A 20,208-nucleotide genomic window follows, 5' to 3' on the forward strand; every position below is an offset into this window, starting at 1 on the left:
CGCTAGTTTGGCATGCCCCGGAGGCCCTAGGCAGCCTTCCGATTGCCGAAGTCCCAAGCGACCTCGACCTGCTGTTTCGGCTCGAGGCTGAAGGTGATGGCGTGGAACGCCGTCCCGTAGCGCTCGACGGGGGTCGCCATCGCCTCCCGGCCGCGGACCATCGCGTTCCCCGAAGGACCCGAGACCAGCAGCGTCAGCTCCTCGACGCCCACGTCGGACGAGAAGTGGAGGAACCCCTCGTTGCGCGTCTCGTTCGCCGTCATCCTCATGGTTCGGCGCGCCTTCTCGAACTGAAACGCGGTTTCGGGCAGGATGAACTCCAAGCGATGCTGCTTGCAGAGCGAAAGCAGACGGCGGATGGCGTTGAATTTCGTTTGGTCGTCGAACGATTCCGGCGTCGAGGCGATGTGGAGGCACCCGTGCCGAGCCAAGACCTGCTCGAGCAGCGCGTCGCACACCGCGTCCGGGGCCGTGTCGCCCGGTTCGCTCAGCACCACGGGCATCTCCGCGACGTAGAACGACGAGCCGTCGGGACGCACGGGGAAGAAGGGGTGGCACGTGCCGAACAGGAATCCCTGCGTTCCCGGTTGCCGCCCGCCGCGGCCGCAGTAGACGCGCGCGCCGGACGCTTCGGCCAGCTCGTACGGCTTGGTGTACCCGCGCCATCGGCCGCCGCCGGCCCGCATCGACAGGATCGAGGGGCGCGCGGAGGCGCGGCGCATGCCGGTGAGCTGGATCTTCACGCGCTCCTCGTGCCAGCCCGGGCCGTCGTCGGTCTCGAACAAGAGGCCGACCTCGTGATCCCAGGAGCGCAGGGCGCGGAACACGTTGAGCGAGAAGCCGGGCATCCGCACCATCCACGCCGCGGGACACCCGAACATGGCGAGCGAGCGGTACACGCGGAACACGCGGTCTGTCTCGAACTGCTCGCACTCCAGAGAGAGCATCGCCGTTCCCGCGGCGTTGTGCGGCCAGTGCCAGAGGAGGGGCACCGCCACGCCGGCCAGGTCCGCAGCGTTGAGCACGGCGCGAATCCAGATCTCGCGCACCGCGTCGGCGTGGGGCTGGCCGAAGAACGGGGCGGAACCGTCCACGCGGGTCCGGTCGTGCTCGTAACTGAGCTGGGTGCCGTCCTCGTCGCGCAGGTGCCCGTCGTCCAGCGTCGCCGAACCGTCGGAAGGGCCCACGGCGTCGCACTCGACGCTGCGTCCCATCTGCATGAGCTGCATCGTTTGGCCGACGTGGGGACCCATGTAGAGCGCATGGCCCCGGCGCACCGAGGCTCGCGTGAGGGCATCGAGCCCTTGCGCCTTGGCGATCGGCTTGCCTCGGACGCAGGTGCCCAGGGTGCCTCCAAAGAAGCGCACCTGGCGACATCCCGCAGGCCAAAGACGATCGTTGCCGCAGGGCTCTGCCAGACCGTTGGAAACCCAGGTGCCCCGGGGGTCGAGGCCGAGGGTTTCGTGGAGGCCCCACATCCCGCCGCCGCACACGAGAACCCCGCCGGTCTGAACCCAATCCTCCACGGCGGCTTGGCCGGCGTCTGAAAGCGACCCGCGCCCGCACAGCAGGAGGACGTCCAGCCGCTCCAACCACGCGGGGGCGCACTCTTCGATCCACTCCACGCGCAGCCCCGCATGCTCGAGGGCCTCCCTGTACATCGAAGCGTACGGGTCGTCCTGAGCCAGGAACGCGCCGAGGCGTGCCCATCGAACGGGGGCGTCTTCGGGTTTCAACACCCTAAACTATCGGTCGTCCGGCGGGCATCCTCAAGCGTCGGCGGGTGGCTTCAAACGGAATCTCCGCGCCCATGCAGGGAATCGGCGCCCCGCTCGCAAACTCTTGTTCCATGGAACGTGTGCGCGTGGGATTGATCGGTTGTGGCGGCATCGCGCGATGGCACCTGGGCCTGCTCGCCGGGATCCCCGAAGCCAAGGTCGTCGCCCTGTGCGATCCCGATCCCAAGCAGATCGGCTTGTGCCGGGAGCAGTTTCCGGCGCTCGGCGAGGTGCCCGCATTCGAGGACCACGGCGCCATGATCGCCGCTGGCGGCCTCGACGCCGTGGAAATCAGCACCCCGCACACACAGCATCTTGAACAAATGCAGAGCGCGTTTGCGGCGGGTCTCCACGTGCTGTGCGAAAAGCCGTTGGCCACCAACACGGCGGACGCGCGCGCCGCCATCGCCGCGCGGGACCGCGCGGGACGGGTCGGCGTGCTCGGCTACCAGCGGCATTTCCAGCCCGAGTTCCGCCTGATCCGGGAGCGCGTGCTCTCGGGAGTGGCGGGCCCGGTCCAGTTCGTGAGCGCGCTCCAGTGCCAGGAGTGGAAGCGGTTGACGGTGGGAACTTGGCGGCAGGACCCCGCTCTTTCGGGGGGAGGCCAGCTCAACGACTCCGGGAGCCACCTGCTGGACGTGCTTCTTTGGGCGACGGGACTCGAGGCCGAGAGCGTCTGTGCGTTCGACGATTCGCGGCAAACGCCGGTGGACATCAACTCGACGCTGAGCGTGCGTTTCAAGGGGGGAGCGCTGGGCAGCGTCACGGTGGTCGGGGACGCCCACGCGTGGCACGAGGATTTCACCGTGTGGTGCGGGCGCGAGTCGTACTTCCTGCGGGAAGGTGCGCTGACGATCGTCTCCGAGGACGGATCGCGACGGGAGGTGCCGCCTTCGAACACGACGGGAAATCCCGACGCGAACTTCGTGGATGCGATTCTCGGGCGCGCCGAGGTGGAGTCGCCCTTCGAGTGCGGCCTTGCGGTGATCGGCTTGACCGAAGCCGCCTGGCGATCGGCCGCCCAGGGCGGGGTTCCCGTTTCGGTGGCCTGAGGGCGCTGGCACGGTTATTGCCTCCTGTCGGTCGGAGCCGGTCTGCCCGGCCAGGAGACAATCCATGCGCACTATTAGAACATTCGCGATTCTCGCAGGAGTCGTCGCGGCGTCGGTGGCCCCCGCCAGCGAGCTGTTGACGGTTCATTCACTGACCGCCGGCAAGAACGCCAACGTCAGCCTCAACTATTTCGGCAGCACGCTGAACGTCGTTTCGGGTCCGCAGCTTGCGAGCCTCGACGGGGGAGCCATGTTCGACGCCTACTGCGTCGATCTCACGCACTGGAACACGATTCCTTCCTCCTATCCGGTGAACTCGCTCTCGACCGATCTGCTCAGCAACGGGCAGCGCATCGCGTACCTGTACAACACGTATGCGGCGACCGTCGCGAGCTCGACCCAAGGCGCGGCCCTCCAGCTTGCGATTTGGGACGTCCTCGTGGACAACGGCGACGGGCTTTCCAGCGGCAACCTCAAATCCTCGGTGGGCGGCGGCATCCTCACCCAGGCCAACGCGTACCTGGCGGCTTCCGTCGGGCAGTCGGCCCAGGCGAACTACCTGAAGGCGACGGGACACGGCACCGGTGGCAACTACTACCAGGACCTCGTGGGTCCCTGCGGCCCCGGACCGACGGTTCCCGGCCCTGCGGCTGCGCTGCCGTTCCTGACCTCGGCCTTCGCCATGCGGCGGCGCGCCAAGCGCGGAAAATAGCATCCGCTCGGGCCGTCCGCTCCAGCCCTCGAGCCCTTGCGGCTCGGGGGCATTACGTGCTTTGGCTCGGGTCCAGAACGCCCAGGGCTGTGAGGTGGCGGCGCATCTGGGAGGCGGGGTCGGCGTGGGGGTCGATGAGATACCCGCGCCACCCGCTCCGAAGCGCCCCCTCGACGTTCTCGGGGCCGTCCTCGAAGTAGACGATCCGCTCGGGCTCGGCCGACACTGCTTGCTGAAGGGCGCGGTAGATGCGCGGGTCGGGCTTGGCGAGCTTCAGCGCCTGGGACGCGAATTTGTGATGGAGCGCGGCGATGGCGGGGAACTCGTCGCTCAGCGCCATCCGCCGCCAGTGGATGGAGTTGGTGTTGGACAGGCAAGCCGTGCGCACTCCGAGCGCGTGCAACCGGGCCACCAGAGGCTCGGTTTCGGGATACGCCTCGGCGAGGATGCTCTCGTGCACGCGCAGCGCTTCGGACGCATGGGCGAGCCCCAGATGGGCCCGCAGCGCCTCAAGGTAGGCGTCCTCCTCCAGCTCTCCCGCCTGGAACGCCTCGAACGCGTCGAATCCGCCGAGCGCGGCCAATCGATCGGCCTCGCACCGAGGTTCGACGCCGGCATGGTCGGCCGCCGCCCTCCATGTGGAGTTGATGCGCACGAGCACGCCTCCGAGATCGAAACACACGAGCCAATCGCGCATCGCCCCAAAGTGTTGCATTTTCGACCGTGCGTCCCGCCCCTAAATTCGCGCTCTCCGCCTTCCGAAGATGGGAGGGGGGTCCCCGAGACTCCGCGAGGAGCGAAGATGTTAGGTCCGACAATCGTGATGGCGGCGGTGGTCGGGATGCCCGTGACGGGGTCCCGCTTGCTCCCCGACCTGTTCACCCACCTCGAGCGCGCGCGGTCCGAGTTCCGTTTGGGGCACGTCCGGGCGGCGTCCGCCCACGCCGAGCTGATCGCGCTGCCCGAGGGGGTCCGGTTGATCCTCGAGCCGTCCTCGAGCCGCTACGACCGAGTGGTGCGCGACGCGGCCGCCCTTTGGGAGGACGCCCTTGGCCGCCCGGATCTGTTCGACGCGGTCGATGCCAGGGCGCCCCAGGTTCGGATTCGAATCGCCTCGCGCGTCCAGTCGAACGGCCGCAACGTCGGCGGGCTCGCCACGTGGAAGCGCCGGGTGACGACGTGCGGCGACCAGGTGATCGAGCAGACGTTCCAAGCGGATATCGAGATCCGGAAGATGAGCGGTCCCGCCATGCTCCAAGCGATCGCCCACGAGCTCGGCCACGTGCTCGGCCTCGGCGACAGCGACCGGGTGGGCGAGGTCATGGGGCCCATCGATTTGCGGCGTCCCGCCACCGAGCTGTCCGAGGGGGACCGCGATGCGCTGCGCATGATGATGAGCCGCGCGATGAGCTACTGCGAGCCCGTTCGCCCGACTCCTTGAACCCGGGCGACGGGTATAACCTACCCGTGCGTTTCCTCGAGGCCCTGAAGCGGCCGGTGCTCATTGGAGACGGCGCCAACGGCACGTGCCTCGCCGAACGTGGATTTACGCGCCGCCCCTACGATCTCGCCAACGTCTTCGCCCCCGATCTGGTGCGCGAGGTCCACGCGGAGTACTTTCTGGCGGGCGCCGACTTCGTGGAAACGAACACGTTCGAAGCGAACCGCATCCGGCTCGAACCCACAAACGTCGACGCCCTCGAGGTGAACCTCGCCGGAGCCCGGCTCGCCCGCGAGGCGGCGGGGCCGGACCGGCTGGTTCTCGGCGCGATGGGCCCGATCGGCAAGCCGATGGCCCCGATCGGCTCGGTCACCGAGGAGCAGGTGTTCGAGGCCATGGCCGAGCAGGCGCGGGCCCTGGAGGAGGGCGGCGTCGACGCGTTCATCCTCGAAACGTACATCGACATGGAGGAGCTGCGCGTGGCCGCCCACGCGATCCGCTCGGTGTCCAAGCTCCCCGTGATCGTCTCCAAGGCGTACATCGAAGACGGGGAGATGCTGGCCGAAGGGCATCCCGCGCGGTGCGCGCGCGAGATGGCGTCGTGGGGCGTTTCGGCGGTGGGCGCCAACTGCGTCGTGGGGCCGCAGCGCATGCTCGATCTGGTGCGCATGATCGTCGAAGAGGTCGATCTGCCCGTGCTCGCGTTTCCCACGCCCGGCATGCCCCAGCTCGTGAAGGGCGCCGTGACCTACGACACGTCGCCGCAGTATTTCGCGAAGGCCGCCGCACGGCTGGTCGAAGAGGGCGCCCGCATCGTGGGCGGGTGTTGCGGCACCACCCCTGAGCACATTCGGATGCTCCGCGCGTACCTCGATTCGGCGGGGATCAAAGCCCAGCCGCGGCCGCGGGCGGCCATCCACGTCGCCGAGCGCAAACCGCTTCCCGATACCGAGCCGACGGAGTTGGCGGAGAAGCTCGGCAAGAAGTTCATCGTCACCGTGGAGATGGACCTTCCGCGCGGACTCAACGTGGACAAGGTGGTGGCAGGGGCGCGCTCGCTCAAGATCCGGGGCGCCGACCTCATCGACATCTCCGACGGCGCCCGGGCGCGTCTACGCATGAATCCGATGTCCGTGTGCTCGATCATCCAGAACCAGGTTGGAATCGAGACGATGATGCACTTCTCGTGCCGGGACCGCAACCTCCTGGCCGTGCAGGCGGACCTTTTGGGAAGCCACGCGATGGGCGTGCGCAACATCCTCGCCGTGACCGGCGATCCGGCGAACATCGGTGATTATCCAAGCGCCACGAGCGTGTTCGACATCGACGCGATCGGCTTGGTGCGGATCCTCTCCCGGCTCAACGAAGGGATCGACCTCGCGGGGTACAGCGTGGGCCGCAAGTGCGCGTTCACCATCGCGGCGGCATACAACCCGCTTGCGCTCGATCCCGAGGTGGAGCTGGACCGCCTCCACCGCAAAGCCGATGCGGGCGCGCACATCGTGTACACGCAGCCCGTGTTCGAGGAGGCCGACGTGGAACGGGCGCTCGAGCAGTGCTCCGGGCTGGGCTTGCCGTGCTTCGTGGGGGTGCTCCCGCTGCGAAGCCAGCGCCACTGCGAGTTCATGCACAACGAGGTGCCGGGCATCCGCATCCCGGACTGGCTGCGCCAGCGCATGGCGGACGTCGCGGACGATGCGGAGGCCCTCGAGGTCGGCATCGCCGAGGCGCAGCGGCTCTCCTCGACGCTGAAGAGCGGCGGCGCCCAGGGGCTTTATCTGATGCCGCCGTTCGGCAGTCCCCAAATCGCCGAGCGCGTCATGGAGGCCGTGATCTAGCGTGAAGGACACCCGACCGCTGGTTTCTCGGCGCGCTCTGTTGCGCGCGGCGCTGCTCGGCGTCGGCGGCTCCTCCGCGTTCATGGCTTACGCCGACCGTTCCTCCTACCGGTTGCAGGTGGAACGGCACACGCTTCGTCTCCCGCGTTGGGACGCCGACGGCTTCCGCGTCGTGCTGCTGTCCGACACCCACGTGAACTCGGACACGGCGATGCGGCGGGGGCGGCGCGCCGCGGAGATCGCCGTCGAGGAGAAGCCGGACCTCATCGTGTTTGCCGGCGACGCGATCAACACGAGCCAAGCGTACGGGCTGGAGCACATCGCACGGAGCTTCGAGCCGCTGCGGGAGGCCAAGTGCCCGTGCGTGGGGGTGCTCGGCAACCACGACTACTGGGTGCAGCAGCCGGCCAAAGTCGTCGAGGCCGTGCGGAACTCGCCCGTGCGGCTGCTGCAGAACGAGATCTTCGAGTGCGACGGGGTGACCGTGGCGGGCGTGGACGACGCGCTGGTGGGGCGCATGCGCCCCGCGTTCCTTCGGGAGCGGCCGCGCTCCAAGTCGACCCTCGTCCTGTTGCACGAGCCCGACTTCGTGCGCGAGCTGCCGTTGGACGCTTCGCTGCAACTGAGCGGACACAGCCACGGGGGCCAGATGTGCCTTCCCATGGGGGTCGCGGTGCACACCCCGGTCGGGGCGCGCGACTACATCGCGGGCTTCTACCCGTCCGCTCCGGTGCCGTTGTACGTGAGCCGCGGGGTGGGGACGATCGGGCCGGATCTGCGCACATTCTGTCCGCCCGAGGTGAGCGTGCTGACTCTGAGGTCGGCCTCGTGAAGCTGCGGCACCTTTTGTGGGGCTTGGCCGGCGCGAGCGCCGCGACCCTCGCCTACGGCACGCTGGTCGAGGCGCGCCGGCTCGTGCTGGAGCGGCGCACCTTGCGTTTGCCTCGCTGGCCGTCGCGTTTGAGCGGCACCCGCATCGCCTTGCTGGCGGACTTCCACCTGCGCGACGAGCGTTCGGTGGAGCTGGCCGAACGCGCGGTGGCGATGGCGCTGGACGAGGCGCCCGACATGGTCGTGATCGCGGGCGATCTGATCGCGCACTGGAAGCCGGATGTCGTGGCGATGCTTGGGCGCGTGCTCGAGCCGATGCTCTTGATGCACGGGTCGGTGGTGGCCGTGCCTGGGAACCACGAGTATTTCGGCGGGACGCCCACGCTGTTGCAGCCGGTGTTCGACGAGCTGGGCATCCGCCTGTTGCGCAACGAGGCGTGGACCCACGGGGGGATCCACTGGGTCGGGGTCGATTCGGCCAACGCCGGGAAGGCCGACCCGTTCTCCCCGATGGCCGAGGCGTTCGCCGATCCCGGCAAGCCCGCGGTCGTGGTTTGGCATGAGCCGGACATGGTCGAGTGGCTGCCGCATGGGGCCGCCCTCATGCTGGCGGGGCACAGCCACGGGGGCCAGTTCACTTTTCCATGGGGATGGACGCCGATGCACACGCGCCACGGCGAGCGGTACGTGCGCGGGTTCTTCCCCGAGGCGCCGACGCCGCTCTACGTCACGCGGGGCGTGGGGACGACGTTCTTCCCCTCCCGGTTGGGCTGCGCCCCCGAGGTCGCTCTGTTGACCTTGGTCGAGACGTAGGGGGAGTTGCACGCAAAGGGCGCAAGGGGCGCTGGGGGGCGCGCGCAAAGGGGTGGGTGCCACGCCCGCCCGACGGGCGTGCCAAGTGGCAGAAGGGCTCTATTGCAATAACTTAACACATGCAGGAGGGTGAAGGAGTCGTCTGCATACTGTTCTCCGTTCGAAGTTCGGAGGTTCCTTCATGCCTATTCCATCTCTGACCCCATTCGTTGCGGCGCTTGCGATGACGGGCGCCCCCGTCCAGAATCCCAACGCGTTCAATCCGAAGATCTCGCTGGTCGGCGACTTTGCGTTTCGGCTCAAGGACGACGACAAGGACGCGGAGCACGCGGATTTTCGCGAAGTCGAGCTCGGCTTCGCCGCGGACGTCGACCCGTTCCTCAAGGCGGAGGCTTACCTCGCCATCGAGAAGGAGGACGGGGAGTCCCACATCAACGTCGAAGAGGCGTTCGGCCAGTACAACCAGTTGGGAAGGGGGCTCTCGGGCAAGTTCGGGAGGATCGCGGCGGCGATCGGCCGCACAAATCGCAACCACCGCGACCAACTCTCGTTCATGGACTATCCGCTCGTGATCACCGATCTGCTTGGGGACGAGGGGTTGCGTGCCGGAGGTGCTTCGATCAGCTATCTCATGCCCGGGGACCGCTACCTCGACTTCACGCTCGAGGGGGTCGATGCCGAGGACGGTCCGCTGTTCTCCGGCTCGCGCGCTCCGAGCCCGGTGTGGGTCGGTCACGCCCGCACTTTCTTCGACTTCTCGGAAGACCTTTCGGCGCAGTTCGGTGTCAGCGCGGCCAACGGCCCGTCGATGGACGGCCGGTCGAACCTGGTGGGGACGGACTTCACGATGAAGTGGCAGCCCGGCAAGCAGGGGCGCTCGCTGCTGTTCGAGGTCGAAGCGTACTGGGCGGACAGCGCGGCTCCGGGGACTCCGAAGACGTTCGGCATGTTTGCGGACATGGAGTACCAGGTTTCGCGCAACTGGTTTGCCGGCGTCCGGTACGACTCCAGCGAGATTCCCGGCACCGCGGACACGCACATCGCATGGACGGCGAACGTGACGCGCAAGGTCACGGAGTTTGAGCACTGGCGGCTCGAATTCAAGCAGATCGCCAGCAACTACGAGTCGCTGCGCTCCACTCTGACCCTCCAGTTCCAGTGGTTGATCGGCACCCACCCGGCCCACAAGTATTGATCCAGGAATCGAAACGATGAAACACCTACTCTTCCTCTCCGCAATCCTCCTTGCCGCCGCCGCGCCCGCCCAGAGCCCGCTCAAGGTCGTCACGACCACCCAGGACCTGGCGTCGATCGCGGCATCCGTCGGCGGCAACCTCGCCAGCGTGAGCTCGCTGATCGTGGGGGCACGGGACCCCCACCACATCGAGGCCAAGCCCAGCTACATGAGCCGGGTGGCCGGTGCCGATCTGTTCATTGCCGTCGGCCTCGAGTTGGAGGTCGGTTACGAGCAGTCGATCCTGTCCGGGAGCCGCAACGGGCGAGTCCAGATCGGCCAGCTCGGGCATCTGTACGCGTCGGACGACGTGCCGCTGGTGGGCAAACCCACCGGGCCGGTGACGCGGGCCGAGGGCGATATCCATCCCTACGGCAATCCGCACTACTGGCTCGACCCGTACAACGCGCGCATCATCGCGGACCACATCGCGGCGCGCATGGGGGCCTTGCGTCCCGCGGGCGCGAAGACGTTCGACGCGAATGCCGAGGCGTTCAAGAGGAGTGTGGACGTCGCGATGTTCGGGGCGCAGCTCGTTTCGAAGTTCGGCGGCGACAAGCTTTGGCAATGGGAAGTGGGCGGGCAGCTTGCCAGCCAGCTCGCCGCGAACGGCGCGGCGAACCTCGTCGGCGGTTGGGAGAAGAAGATGGCGCCGCTGAACGGCAAGGCGATCATCACGTACCACCGGAGTTGGAGCTACTTCGTCAACCGGTTCGGGATCAAGATCGTGGGCGAGCTGGAGCCCAAGCCTGGCCTCGATCCCACGCCCGGACACGTGGCCTCGCTGTTGAAGATCGCTTCCGCCAACGGGGTGAAGGTCATTCTCCAGGAGCCTTTCTATCACGACACCGAGGCGAAGTTCGTGGCGTCGCGGACCGGGGCGAAGGTCGTGGTCGCTCCCGGCAGCGTGGGCCAGGACCCTGCGGCCCGCGATTACGTCTCCCTGATCAACACGATCGTCGATCGTCTGGCCTCGGTGTACGGAGGCTGACATGCGCGACTACTGGCTGCTGATGGGTCCGGCGTCGCTGGCGTCGATGGTGATGTCGCCCGTGCACTGCCTCTTCGGGCTGCACATCGTGCGGCGAGGCGTGATCTTCATCGACCTCGCGGTCGCGCAGATCGCGGCGCTCGGCATGGTGGTGGCGATCCGCCAAGGCCACGATGCGCACTCCCCCCAGGCGTACTGGTGGTCGCTCGGCTTCGCGCTCGCCGGGGCCTTGGCGATCGCGCTCACGAAGTACCGCTTGGGGCGGGTGCCGCACGAGGCGATGATCGGGATCTTCTTCGTGGTGGCTTCCGCAGGCGGGATCATCGCGCTCGAGAACACGCCGCACGGGTTGGAGGAGTTGAAGGACCTGTTGGCGGGGAGCATTCTCTTCGTGGACAATGCCCACGTGGCCAACACGGCCGTGATCTACGGGACGATCCTTGCCGTGATGATCTTGTTCTGGAAGGCGACGACGCGCATCTCCTTGCAGACGCCCGACGCGCCGACGGGTTTGAAGGCGGCCTTGTACGACTTCCTCTTTTACTCGCTGCTCGCGTTCGTGGTCGCGTCGTCGGTGAAGATCGCGGGCGTGCTGGTCGTCTTCACGTGGCTGGTCATGCCGGCGGTGATGGCGTTCCTGTGGGTGTCGTCGATGCGGGCCGCGGTGTTGGTCTCGCTGCCTCTGGCCGTGCTGGTTTCGTTGGGGGGTCTGTGGGCCTCCTACAGGTGGGACTGGCCGACGGGTGCGGCGATGGTCGTCGTCTTCGGCGCGGTGGTGGCGCTGTTCTACGTCGTAGGGCTCTTTGTCCCGAACCGCGCGGCGATGAACCCGGAGGATGGCGAGCTCGCAGGGACCCAGGCGGGCTGAGGGGCGCGTAAAGGGCGCCGGAGGTTTCACGCGGAGGCGCGGAGGCGCTCGGGGTTTCACGCGGAGGCGCAGAGGCGCGGAGGAGTTTCACGCAAAGGGCGCAAAGGGCGCAAAGGGGGGAAGGGGCTCGGGGTTTCACGCAAAGGGCGCTAAGGGCGCTGGGGGCACGCGAAAGGGTGGGTGCCACGCCCGCCCGACGGGCGTGCAGGGGCGCGGAGGGGCGAGCCCCGGTCATCCGAGCGTTCCGGTCATCCCGAGCGTTCCGGTCATCCCGAGCCTCTCCCGGTCATCCCGAGCGAAGTCGAGGGATCTGTCGCCCGTGGGGCGCGCAAAGGGGTTCCTACGCGGACTTCGAGAGCGGGGAACCGCACTCGATGCGGTTCCGGCCGTTGTGTTTGGCCAGGTAGAGCGCCCGGTCGGCGGCCTCGACGAGTTGGCCGGGCGAGATGATCCCGGGGATCTCCGTCCCCGCGACGCCGATGCTCAGGGTGATCCCGCGTTTCTGCCACGCGTGGGACTCGATTTCGACGCGGAACCGTTCGGCGACGAGCAGCGCGTCTTCGAGCTTCGTTCCGGGCAGGATGACGGCAAACTCTTCGCCCCCGTAGCGGGCGACTTCGTCCAGAGGGCGAGCCGAGCCCGTGAGGATCGCGGCGACCATGCGCAGCACTTCGTCGCCCTCGGGGTGGCCGAACGCGTCGTTGTAGGCTTTGAAGTGGTCGATGTCCGCCAGGAGGAACGAGATCGGCTTGCCGTCGCGTTCCCGGCACGCGAATTCGCGCCTTAGCCGGTCGTGGAGGGTGCGGTGGTTGGGAATGCCGGTCAATCCGTCGTTCGACGCGAGGCTCTGAAGGCGACGGTTGGCGTCTTGGAGCTCGGCGCTCTTGGTCTCCAGTTGGAGGCTGTACTCGGTGAGCGCCTGCATCTGCTGGCGCATCTGCAGTTCGAAGCCTCGGCGGTCGGTGACGTCGCTCGCGAAGCAGTAGTGGCCGTCGAAGTCGCCGTCGGGGGTTCGGGTCGCGGTCATCACGACGCGTTTGAAGTAGATGGTGCCGTCGGGACGCTGTCCTCGGCATTCGGCTTCGACGCGTCCGGTTTTGAGCATCTCCTGGTAGCGCTGCACCATGTCGCCCCGGTCGACGGGGTGCACCAGGTCGCTCCATGCGCGCCCGATCAGCTCCTCGATCTTCAGGCCGCACAGCTCGGCATACGCGGGATTGGCGTAGATGTAGCGTCCCGACGTGTCGAGTTTGGACATGCCTTCGAGCGCGTTCTCCATGACGCGGCGCATCTCGCGCTCCTCGGCATCGGCCCGTTTGCGGGCGGTGACGTCGTGCGCCGTGTTGAGGATCAGGCACGGCTCGCCTTCGGGGTTGCGTTTGAAGACGGTGGTGCGGATGTTGAGCCATCGCCACGCGCCGTCGGCGCGTCGGATGCGGAGTTCGCTTTCGAGCACTTCGCCGTCGGGCAAGACGGAGACGAGATCGACGCGGTCCCGCAGCACGTGCGCGTCGTCGGGATGGACGATCGTCTCCATGTAATCCAGGCTGAGTTCGGCTTCGCTGTCCGGTGCGATGCCGAGCATCTCGCCGAACTGGTGGTTGGCGTAGGTGAGGCGGCGCGAGGGCAACTCGAGGATGTAGAGCAGATCGAGGGTGGAATCGGCAACGTCGCGGACCAGCTTCTGGCTCTCCATCAGCTCGTTTTGGGTTCGCTTGATCTCCGAGATGTCGCGAAGGATCGTGGAGTAGCCCAGCAACTGGCCGTCGGGGCCCCGGTGCGCCAGGACGACCTGGGACATCGGCACCTCGCCTCCCTGGGGGTCGAGGACGGCGCTTTCCCCCTTCCAATAGCCGTTTTCACGGGCCGTGGGGAGGGCGACGTCGAGCATGAGGTCCGCCGCCCACCGCGGGTAGCGGCTTCGGATCATCGGCTCGAACGGCAGATCTTCGATGGATCCAAAGAACTCCCGACCCGCTTGGTTCACGAACAGGACGCGTCCGTCGAGGTCGCGCGTGATAACGATGTCGGGCGTGGCGTTGCAAATGGCGAGCAGCGAGTCCGTCGACCCGTCTCCCGATTCCATCCTCTGTCCGTCGCGCATCACGTTGGGCACACCCTAAGGATGTATTGGACGAAGCGCGGGGTTTGACGAGGGTCAGGGGTGCGAGGAATTCGAAAAGTCTCGTCGGGCGCTTGCGAGCACGCGAACGGTCGTAGTAGAGGGTGGAGGCACGATGGCATCGAGGCAGACGTCGACGGAGGCGGTGTGCGCGCGGCGGGAGGCGATGGTCGACCGTCAGATCTGGGCTCGCGGCATACGCGGAGCGGCGTTGTTGCGTGCGTTCCGGGAGGTCCCCCGGGAGGCGTTCGTGCCGGAGGAGTTCGCCGCCGAGGCTTATGCGGACGCGCCGTTGCCGATCGGGGAGGGCCAGACGATTTCGCAGCCCTACATCGTGGCGCTCATGATCGAGGCTCTGGAGTTGCATTCCGGGGCGCGGGTCTTGGAGATCGGCACGGGTTCGGGTTACGCGGCGGCCATTCTGAGCCATCTGGCCGCGGAGGTCTACACCGTGGAGCGGCACGGGAGTCTCGCCACGGATGCGGCGGCGTTGTTCGAGGAGCTGGGGTACGGCAACGTCCACGTCCTTCACGGCGACGGGACGCTCGGTTGGCCCGAGCACGCTCCGTTCGACGCGATCCTGGTGTCCGCAGGCGGTCCCGAAGTGCCGCCCGCGCCGCTTCTCGAGCAGTTGGCGGAAGGGGGGCGGTTGGTGGTGCCGGTGGGTTCCACGCGCACGCAAGAGCTGATCCGGTTGCGGCGTTGCGGCGGCCGCTTCTCGCGCGAGCCGTTGGGTGCGGTCCGGTTTGTGCCGTTGATCGGGGCGGAAGGTTGGCCCGAGCCGCCGTAGCGGGGCGAGGGCTCTTGTTTTGCGGGCGCGAGCCCAACGAGTATCCTTGGTGCGCCAAGCCCCGGTAGCTCAGCGGATAGAGCAACTGCCTTCTAAGCAGTGGGTCGTGGGTTCGATTCCCGCCCGGGGCGCTTGAACTGGGTTTGTCCATCCAGTCCGATTGCGCTCGCACCGCGCAAAATTACTGGGTTTGCCAAGTAGGCCGGGGCGGGGACTTGCGGGACTGTTGTTCCTGTGGTACGTTGGTAGGATCATGAAAGGAAGGTTCGGAGTTGCGTGCCTTGCAGGGGCCGTGCTGGCGGGTCAGGCGTCCGCGACCATCGTCAACATCAGCACGCATCTGGGTGCGAATCCCGTCGAGGTGACGGTCGGCTCGATCAAGCACGTCGGGGTGACCCTCTCGCTCGGGCCCGGGACCCACACCGTGACCCCGATCGACACCTCCGGCGGGGGCGCTTACACGGCAGCAAACCGGTTCAGCCAAGTCAACCTCCCCTTCAAGGGCTGGGAGTGGAACGTGTTCGTCTCTACCGACGGCGGGCTGACAGGAGTCAAGCACGGGTATGGAGGCGGGTCGCCCTCGAACGATGACCCGTACCAGGCGACCGCCGCCGCCGCGTTTGCGGCGGCTCCGGCCCCGTTTCTGTTGACCTACGGTTCAGCGACGGACGTCACGTTCTTCTGGCTGGACGACAACTTCGGGGACAACACGGGAGGCATCTCAATCGATGTCAGCAGCCCCGTCCCAGAGCCCTTCACGCTGAGCCTTGTCGGGCTCGCGCTGGCAACCGCCGTGCGCCGTCGGCGCAAGCTGGCCTGATCGCTGCTTCAGTTGCAGGGCTTTGCTTCAGATGCGCTGTCGCTGCTTTTCGGTGTGGTGGCAATGCTAACCGTCGGCAAGGTTGTGCGCGGCAATCGTGGGGATTGAATCCCTAGATCCAGCACCTCTTGCCGGGCGTCGTCGACGATCATCCGCCCATCGAAGTGCTGCGCTCCACTCCAACGGCCTGTGCGCGCGCGTCGAAAGGCACGGCCGAAGCCGCCAGGCCTGGAGCTTCTCCATGCGCTTCCCAAGAAAAGGGTCTTGTAGCGAGCGCCTCCATTCCGCCAGGAGCCGCTCTTCCGACGTCCCCAGCTTCTCCAGGGCCCGCTGGTTGGTGGTTGCGGACAACATCTCGATCACCCGACGCCGGCCATGGTGCTCGACGACGAAACGAACGAGGGAACCCGAGAGCCCGTACCGGGCCTTTCCTGACCATACGTCCTCGAGCCGCGATGGAAAGGTCCCGGCCTCCAAGGCGCGCGCCGCATCGTCGCGATGCCGGGCGTCCAACTGCCCCGAGACCAGCGTGGCCAGCCCTTCGACGAACCAGGCCATGGGCTCGAGCCCGTCCAGATCGTGCGACGGGTTGTGCTGCGCGTGGTACGAGTGGGTCAACTCGTGGGCGACCAGCATCCGAATGGCGTCGACGTCCTCCGAATCGTGCTCTTGCGCCTCGGTCTTCCACACCCTGGGCGTGAGGAAGAACGCATGCGCCGATCCGGCCGCCCCGACCATCCAGGGTTCGCTCTTCGGCATGCCCCACTCCTTGGCCAGCGCATCGTCGAACTCGGCCCGCGATCCGCACAGACGGAGCTCGACGGGCTTTTCGAATCCCGATCCGAAGAACGCAGCGATCCGAGCCTCGGCGCCCGCCGCGTGGCGACGGAACGCCGCGCCCTGCTCCGCGTCGCGCGCTCCGAAGACGACGGTGATCCGACCGGACCGAATGGGAAGGCGGTGTGGAACGCCGGCGGCCGGCATCAGCAGGAGGACAACCGCGGGGAGGAGCTTCATCAACAAGCATTGTCCGCCCGTCCGCGTTGCGCGTGGACCGCGACCGGCCCAAAGTCCCGAGAACGGCCAGGTGCGGCCCCTGCGTGGACGGCCTACGCAGAAGTCGCACGTTGCGAAAGGAATCTCCCCGGCGCGCGCCGAAAAGAGCACCATGGCCGAGAACCCCTCCCGTCGCGATATCCTCCGCGCCTCCGCCGCAGGAGCCTTCACGTTTGCTTTGCCCGTCTTCGGAGCGACCCACAAGCCGCCCAAATCGCCGCAGAAGGTCCGGTTCGGATGCATCGGCGTGAGCGGCAAGGGCGACAGCGATACCGCCGACGCGAACCGCCTGGGCGTCGTGGTCGCGATCTGCGACGCCGACCGCAACCGGCTGGCGGACGCGATGAAGAAGTATCCGGACGCCCGGCCGTTCACCGACTACCGGTACATGTACCGCCACATGGGCGACAGCATCGACGCCGTCACCGTCAGCACGCCCGACCACAACCACGGGCTCGCCACGGCGATGGCGCTCATGATGGGCAAGCACGCCTTCTGCCAAAAGCCGCTCACGCGCACGGTCTGGGAAACGCGCCGCCTGGGCGAGCTCGCGCGCAAGAACCGACTCGCCACCCAGATGGGCAACCAGGGCACCGCGAACGACGAACTTCGCCGCGCGGCCATGGCCGTCAAAGGCGGCGCCATCGGCGTCGTGAAAGAGGTCCACGTCTGGACCGACCGCGCCGAAGGCTGGTGGCCGCAAGGCGTCGGACACCCGATGCCCGACGTGAAGCCCGCCTCGGTGGACTGGGACTCCTGGCTCGGGCCCGCGCCGATTCGCCACTTCTCCAACGCGTATCACCCGTTCAAGTGGCGCGGCTGGTGGGACTTCGGCGCCGGTGCCCTCGGCGACATGGGCTGCCACGTCATGAACCTGCCGTTCATGGCGCTGGATCTGCGCGACCCCATCGCCATCCGAGCCGAGGTGTCCGACCACAACGACGAGACCTTCCCGCGCTGGTCGATCATCCACTACGAGTTCGGCGAGCGCAACGGACGCGCCCCCTTGAACTTGACCTGGTACGACGGCGGCAAGAAGCCGTCGCAGGACTACGTGCCCGGCGTGCAGTACACCGGCGGCGGCGTGATCATCGTGGGATCGACCGGAACGCTCTACGTTCCCGGCGAACACGGAGGCGGCGCGACGATCGTCGGCAAAGGCACCCCCCAGGCGGAGTTCGAGAAGTCGCCCGGACACTTCGAGGAGTTCATCAACGCGATCCAGGGCGGCAAGCCCGCGATGTCGAACTTTCCCGACTACGCCTGCCCGCTGACCGAGACGGTCGTGCTCGGCAACCTCGCGGTGTGGGCGCCCGGAGAGAGGCTCGAGTGGGACGCCGCGAACATGCGCGTCAAGGGCCGCCCGGACCTGGACTCGAAACTGAAGCCGACGTATCGGGAGAACTGGGACTTCTAAGCCGGACCCCGGGGTCCCCCCGTTTTTGCAACAGGGGAACGCGCAAGTACCGGATAATGGAAGGGTCATGGCACGCGCACTGCTCTTCCTCGCGGCCCTGGTCGTGGCGCTTCCTTGCGCCCGCGCCGACGTTTCGCGGCGCCACGTCTTGGTCATCGTCGTGGACAACGTCGGGGGTGACTCCAAACTCCCGCAAGCCGTCGAGAACGGCATCGAACTCAAAAACACACTCGCCAAGCTGGACGGGGTGACCGTCAAGGGGACGTCCTTCAACGAAGGGCGCGAGGCCATCGCCCGCGCGGTGCAGAACCTGGCGGCGGGAGCCGGCTCCGACGACGGCCTCACGCTCTACTACCTCGGACACGGGTTCAAGAGCGGAGGTTCGAGCTACTGGGCCACCGTGGACACCCGCGCCGACGCCGGCCGCCCCACCTCGACCGAAGGCAGCATTTCGACCGAGGACCTCTACAACTGGCTCAAGGGCACTAAGGCGAGCGAGATCGTGGTGTTCAACGACGCGTGCCGCAACCTCGCCGCAGGCGCCGTCAGCGGCGATGGATGGAACGGATTCGCCAGCCGACTCGCCGCGGCCGTCCCCCCGGGAGCGGACAAGCGGCGCGTGCTCGTCGTGCATGCGACCCGCGACAACGAAGTGGGACTGTCCCACCCGGACGCGGGCGGCAGCCTTCTTTGCCGGTTCGTGATCGAGGCAGCCCAAGGACGAGCGGGGAAGTTCGCCGACTTGGACCGCGAAGGCTCGGAAGTGCGCACGCCGCGCCTTCAGGAGTACGTGTCCGAGCGGTACAAGTCGTTCCGGACGAAGTTCCGGAACGCACGCGTCGAACCGGAATTCGAAGCCGCGAACCTGCCGGGGGACGGGCTCCACTTCTGCGGAACGCCCGAACGGCCCGAGGAGTTTGTGCGCCCGGGAACCTTCGACCGGGACAAATTCTGGAAGTCCCTCAACGCCTTTTACGGAGATGCGGCTTCGAAATTCCGGACCCTCGCGGGTGCCGAACTGCAGGAGCTGAACGTCCTCCGCCGCGGTCGCCCGAAACTCGTCGAATCCAAACGGGGCTTTCCAGGTGCCGAAGCGACTTGGCTCGTGGACAACCGCTCCGGTTACACGTTCTATGCCGTGCTTGGCCTTTATCCCACGGAAAACGACGCTTACGGGGTGGCAACGAAGTTCTGCGAAACCCTCCGGTTCAAAGAGGCCCAAGGCACCGAGCAGGTGGGGATTCTGGGCGGCCTTCCCGACCTGTCGAAGATCGATCTGGGCGACGTGATCGACATCCTCGGAGGCAAGTCGAGACGGCCGACCAATGCGAACCCCAATGCCCCCAAGTGGATGTGGACCAAGGAGCGGTTTCCCCAGGTGGTGACCCTGCGGCGGCGCGATCAGAACGGGGCGTCCGTGTACGTCAAGATCGGCATGGTGGAACCCACACCGGAGTACCTTCTTGTCACCCAGCGCATCGCCAACCTCCAGGAAGCTCAGCAGTACCAGGACCAGCGAATTCTGCTCGTCACCATTCAGGCCTTCTGAGGCAGCAGCGCGTCGAGAGCGGCATCCGAGACACCGACCGAGTCGGCGAGATCGTGCGCCCGGGTGCGCCAAAACTCGTTCTTGGGCTCTAGCCACGCGCACCGGATCAGGAGGTCGAGCATCTCGGACAATCGCCCCCCTTCATAGAGAGCCCCGAGCACCTCCAGCAAGTCTGCGCCGGCCTCGAGGTTCGTAGTGGCCCGGAGAAGTGCACGCAGCTCCGCCTCGTCCGTCGGAACGGCTTCGCCGCCGACCCACTCGACGCGCCGCCTGAGGAGCTCCCCAGCGGCGCCAAGAATGCTCACCACGAGCTCGGAACCAGGTTGGACCCGAGGCACTCGGAGTCGATGCCCGCCGCGGCCGGCCATCGCCTTCCTGGCCTCGTGGGAGAGCACTTCCGTCGCGACGACGGCGCCGGTGGCCGGATCGAGGACCCGGATCGATTGCCAATCGGCGGGCACCGTCGAGGTACGAAACACCAACCCGTCGCCTTGAACGGGGGTGCGATCGAGCGGCAGGATCCAACCGCTGCCTCCTCCCATCGATGCGCCAAAGGTCTTTCCGATACCGGCCAAGCGCCGCCGCGCTCGTTCGGGTAGCCGCGACGCGTCCCCTGTCAGGATCATTGTCTTGCCGGCATCGACCTTGACGCGTTGACCCGCGGGGGGCACTCGCCCGTCGAACACGATCGCCTGCCCGGTGCTTCCGCAACGCACGCGGTCGCCCCGGAACAGCAGGACCCACGAGTACTTGTCGGAACCATCGAACGACCGAACGGGCGTGGTCTTGCCGGCGCGGGTCAACTGCACCGCGCCCTTCGCGTAGACGATGACCGCGAGGGGTTCCGGGGGCGGCTGCTGCGCGAGCAAGGTCAGCCCCAGCATCAGCTTGAGCAT

At 67.2% G+C, this 20,208-nt stretch carries 18 protein-coding genes and 1 tRNA gene; 14 read left to right on the forward strand and 5 right to left on the reverse strand.

Translation table 11 applies throughout. From position 1 onward, the window contains the following. Positions 1 to 26: 26 nt before the first annotated feature. A complete protein-coding gene (locus M9921_05490) occupies positions 27 to 1,736 on the reverse strand; it encodes a hypothetical protein (protein ID MCO5296294.1) in 1,710 nt (569 codons plus the stop codon). 113 nt (positions 1,737 to 1,849) lie between these two features. Here M9921_05490 and M9921_05495 point away from each other — a divergent pair, with 113 nt between their 5' ends. Both M9921_05495 and M9921_05500 read left to right on the forward strand, forming a co-directional pair. Beyond that, on the forward strand, positions 1,850 to 2,830 hold the full coding sequence (locus tag M9921_05495) for a Gfo/Idh/MocA family oxidoreductase (GenBank protein MCO5296295.1): 981 nt from the start codon (positions 1,850 to 1,852) through the stop codon (positions 2,828 to 2,830). A gap of 64 nt (positions 2,831 to 2,894) precedes the next feature. Then, the gene (locus M9921_05500) at positions 2,895 to 3,542 is read left to right on the forward strand and encodes a hypothetical protein (protein MCO5296296.1); all 648 of its coding nucleotides are present in this window, start codon (positions 2,895 to 2,897) and stop codon (positions 3,540 to 3,542) included. A gap of 52 nt (positions 3,543 to 3,594) precedes the next feature. On the opposite strand, the gene M9921_05505 is transcribed toward M9921_05500, so the two are convergent. Then, entirely contained in the window at positions 3,595 to 4,239 is a 645-nt protein-coding gene (locus tag M9921_05505; protein ID MCO5296297.1) for an HAD-IA family hydrolase, read from the reverse strand. A gap of 105 nt (positions 4,240 to 4,344) precedes the next feature. Between M9921_05505 and M9921_05510 the strand changes: the two genes are divergently transcribed. From M9921_05510 to M9921_05540, 7 genes are all read left to right on the forward strand, one after another. Continuing rightward, entirely contained in the window at positions 4,345 to 4,983 is a 639-nt protein-coding gene (locus M9921_05510) for a hypothetical protein (protein MCO5296298.1), read from the forward strand. Positions 4,984 to 5,009: 26 nt separating this feature from the next. Further along, on the forward strand, positions 5,010 to 6,821 hold the full coding sequence (locus tag M9921_05515; protein MCO5296299.1) for a bifunctional homocysteine S-methyltransferase/methylenetetrahydrofolate reductase: 1,812 nt from the start codon (positions 5,010 to 5,012) through the stop codon (positions 6,819 to 6,821). Position 6,822: 1 nt separating this feature from the next. After that, on the forward strand, positions 6,823 to 7,653 hold the full coding sequence (locus M9921_05520) for a metallophosphoesterase (GenBank protein MCO5296300.1): 831 nt from the start codon (positions 6,823 to 6,825) through the stop codon (positions 7,651 to 7,653). Continuing rightward, the gene (locus M9921_05525; protein ID MCO5296301.1) at positions 7,650 to 8,465 is read left to right on the forward strand and encodes a metallophosphoesterase; all 816 of its coding nucleotides are present in this window, start codon (positions 7,650 to 7,652) and stop codon (positions 8,463 to 8,465) included. The genes M9921_05520 and M9921_05525 overlap by 4 nt, the downstream gene beginning before the upstream one ends. 181 nt (positions 8,466 to 8,646) lie before the next feature. Further along, positions 8,647 to 9,660: a hypothetical protein gene (locus tag M9921_05530; protein MCO5296302.1), complete on the forward strand. Its 1,014-nt coding sequence runs from the start codon at positions 8,647 to 8,649 to the stop codon at positions 9,658 to 9,660. Positions 9,661 to 9,676: 16 nt separating this feature from the next. Beyond that, a complete protein-coding gene (locus M9921_05535) occupies positions 9,677 to 10,690 on the forward strand; it encodes a metal ABC transporter substrate-binding protein (protein MCO5296303.1) in 1,014 nt (337 codons plus the stop codon). A gap of 1 nt (position 10,691) precedes the next feature. Next, positions 10,692 to 11,558, forward strand: a complete 867-nt coding sequence (locus tag M9921_05540) for a metal ABC transporter permease (protein MCO5296304.1) — start codon at positions 10,692 to 10,694, stop codon at positions 11,556 to 11,558. A gap of 340 nt (positions 11,559 to 11,898) precedes the next feature. Here the strand turns inward: M9921_05540 and M9921_05545 are convergent, their stop codons facing one another. Beyond that, entirely contained in the window at positions 11,899 to 13,674 is a 1,776-nt protein-coding gene (locus tag M9921_05545) for a diguanylate cyclase (GenBank protein MCO5296305.1), read from the reverse strand. 121 nt (positions 13,675 to 13,795) lie between these two features. Here M9921_05545 and M9921_05550 point away from each other — a divergent pair, with 121 nt between their 5' ends. The 3 genes from M9921_05550 to M9921_05560 all read left to right on the forward strand — a co-directional run bounded on the left by M9921_05550 (position 13,796) and on the right by M9921_05560 (position 15,290). Next, positions 13,796 to 14,470: a protein-L-isoaspartate(D-aspartate) O-methyltransferase gene (locus tag M9921_05550; GenBank protein MCO5296306.1), complete on the forward strand. Its 675-nt coding sequence runs from the start codon at positions 13,796 to 13,798 to the stop codon at positions 14,468 to 14,470. A 58-nt stretch (positions 14,471 to 14,528) separates the two neighbouring features. Next, positions 14,529 to 14,601: transfer RNA gene (locus M9921_05555), tRNA-Arg, on the forward strand. 122 nt (positions 14,602 to 14,723) lie between these two features. Then, positions 14,724 to 15,290, forward strand: coding sequence for a PEP-CTERM sorting domain-containing protein (locus M9921_05560; protein ID MCO5296307.1), 567 nt, complete (start codon positions 14,724 to 14,726; stop codon positions 15,288 to 15,290). Positions 15,291 to 15,356: 66 nt separating this feature from the next. On the opposite strand, the gene M9921_05565 is transcribed toward M9921_05560, so the two are convergent. After that, complete coding sequence (locus M9921_05565; protein ID MCO5296308.1) at positions 15,357 to 16,307, reverse strand: hypothetical protein; 951 nt, start codon at positions 16,305 to 16,307, stop codon at positions 15,357 to 15,359. Between the two features lie 151 nt (positions 16,308 to 16,458). On the opposite strand from M9921_05565, the gene M9921_05570 reads away from it, so the two are divergent. Both M9921_05570 and M9921_05575 read left to right on the forward strand, forming a co-directional pair. Beyond that, positions 16,459 to 17,763 carry a Gfo/Idh/MocA family oxidoreductase gene (locus M9921_05570; protein MCO5296309.1) on the forward strand — a complete coding sequence of 435 codons (1,305 nt, stop codon included), beginning with the start codon at positions 16,459 to 16,461 and terminating at the stop codon, positions 17,761 to 17,763. A gap of 67 nt (positions 17,764 to 17,830) precedes the next feature. After that, the gene (locus tag M9921_05575) at positions 17,831 to 19,312 is read left to right on the forward strand and encodes a caspase family protein (protein ID MCO5296310.1); all 1,482 of its coding nucleotides are present in this window, start codon (positions 17,831 to 17,833) and stop codon (positions 19,310 to 19,312) included. Here M9921_05575 and M9921_05580 read toward each other — a convergent pair. Continuing rightward, positions 19,300 to 20,208, reverse strand: coding sequence for a hypothetical protein (locus M9921_05580; GenBank protein ID MCO5296311.1), 909 nt, complete (start codon positions 20,206 to 20,208; stop codon positions 19,300 to 19,302). The genes M9921_05575 and M9921_05580 overlap by 13 nt on opposite strands.

This window comes from Fimbriimonadaceae bacterium (assembly GCA_023957775.1).
In the GTDB taxonomy this organism is placed as follows: Bacteria; Armatimonadota; Fimbriimonadia; order Fimbriimonadales; family Fimbriimonadaceae; genus JAMLGR01.

Coding starts and splice junctions, on each gene's coding strand:
- M9921_05495 (MCO5296295.1), top strand. CDS start 1,850: ATGGAACGTGTGCGCGTGGGATTGATCGGTTGTGGCGGCATCGCGCGA.
- M9921_05500 (MCO5296296.1), top strand. CDS start 2,895: ATGCGCACTATTAGAACATTCGCGATTCTCGCAGGAGTCGTCGCGGCG.
- M9921_05505 (MCO5296297.1), bottom strand. CDS start 4,239: ATGCGCGATTGGCTCGTGTGTTTCGATCTCGGAGGCGTGCTCGTGCGC.
- M9921_05510 (MCO5296298.1), top strand. CDS start 4,345: ATGTTAGGTCCGACAATCGTGATGGCGGCGGTGGTCGGGATGCCCGTG.
- M9921_05530 (MCO5296302.1), top strand. CDS start 8,647: ATGCCTATTCCATCTCTGACCCCATTCGTTGCGGCGCTTGCGATGACG.
- M9921_05535 (MCO5296303.1), top strand. CDS start 9,677: ATGAAACACCTACTCTTCCTCTCCGCAATCCTCCTTGCCGCCGCCGCG.
- M9921_05540 (MCO5296304.1), top strand. CDS start 10,692: ATGCGCGACTACTGGCTGCTGATGGGTCCGGCGTCGCTGGCGTCGATG.
- M9921_05550 (MCO5296306.1), top strand. CDS start 13,796: ATGGCATCGAGGCAGACGTCGACGGAGGCGGTGTGCGCGCGGCGGGAG.
- M9921_05560 (MCO5296307.1), top strand. CDS start 14,724: ATGAAAGGAAGGTTCGGAGTTGCGTGCCTTGCAGGGGCCGTGCTGGCG.
- M9921_05565 (MCO5296308.1), bottom strand. CDS start 16,307: ATGAAGCTCCTCCCCGCGGTTGTCCTCCTGCTGATGCCGGCCGCCGGC.
- M9921_05570 (MCO5296309.1), top strand. CDS start 16,459: ATGGCCGAGAACCCCTCCCGTCGCGATATCCTCCGCGCCTCCGCCGCA.
- M9921_05575 (MCO5296310.1), top strand. CDS start 17,831: ATGGCACGCGCACTGCTCTTCCTCGCGGCCCTGGTCGTGGCGCTTCCT.
- M9921_05580 (MCO5296311.1), bottom strand. CDS start 20,208: ATGCTCAAGCTGATGCTGGGGCTGACCTTGCTCGCGCAGCAGCCGCCC.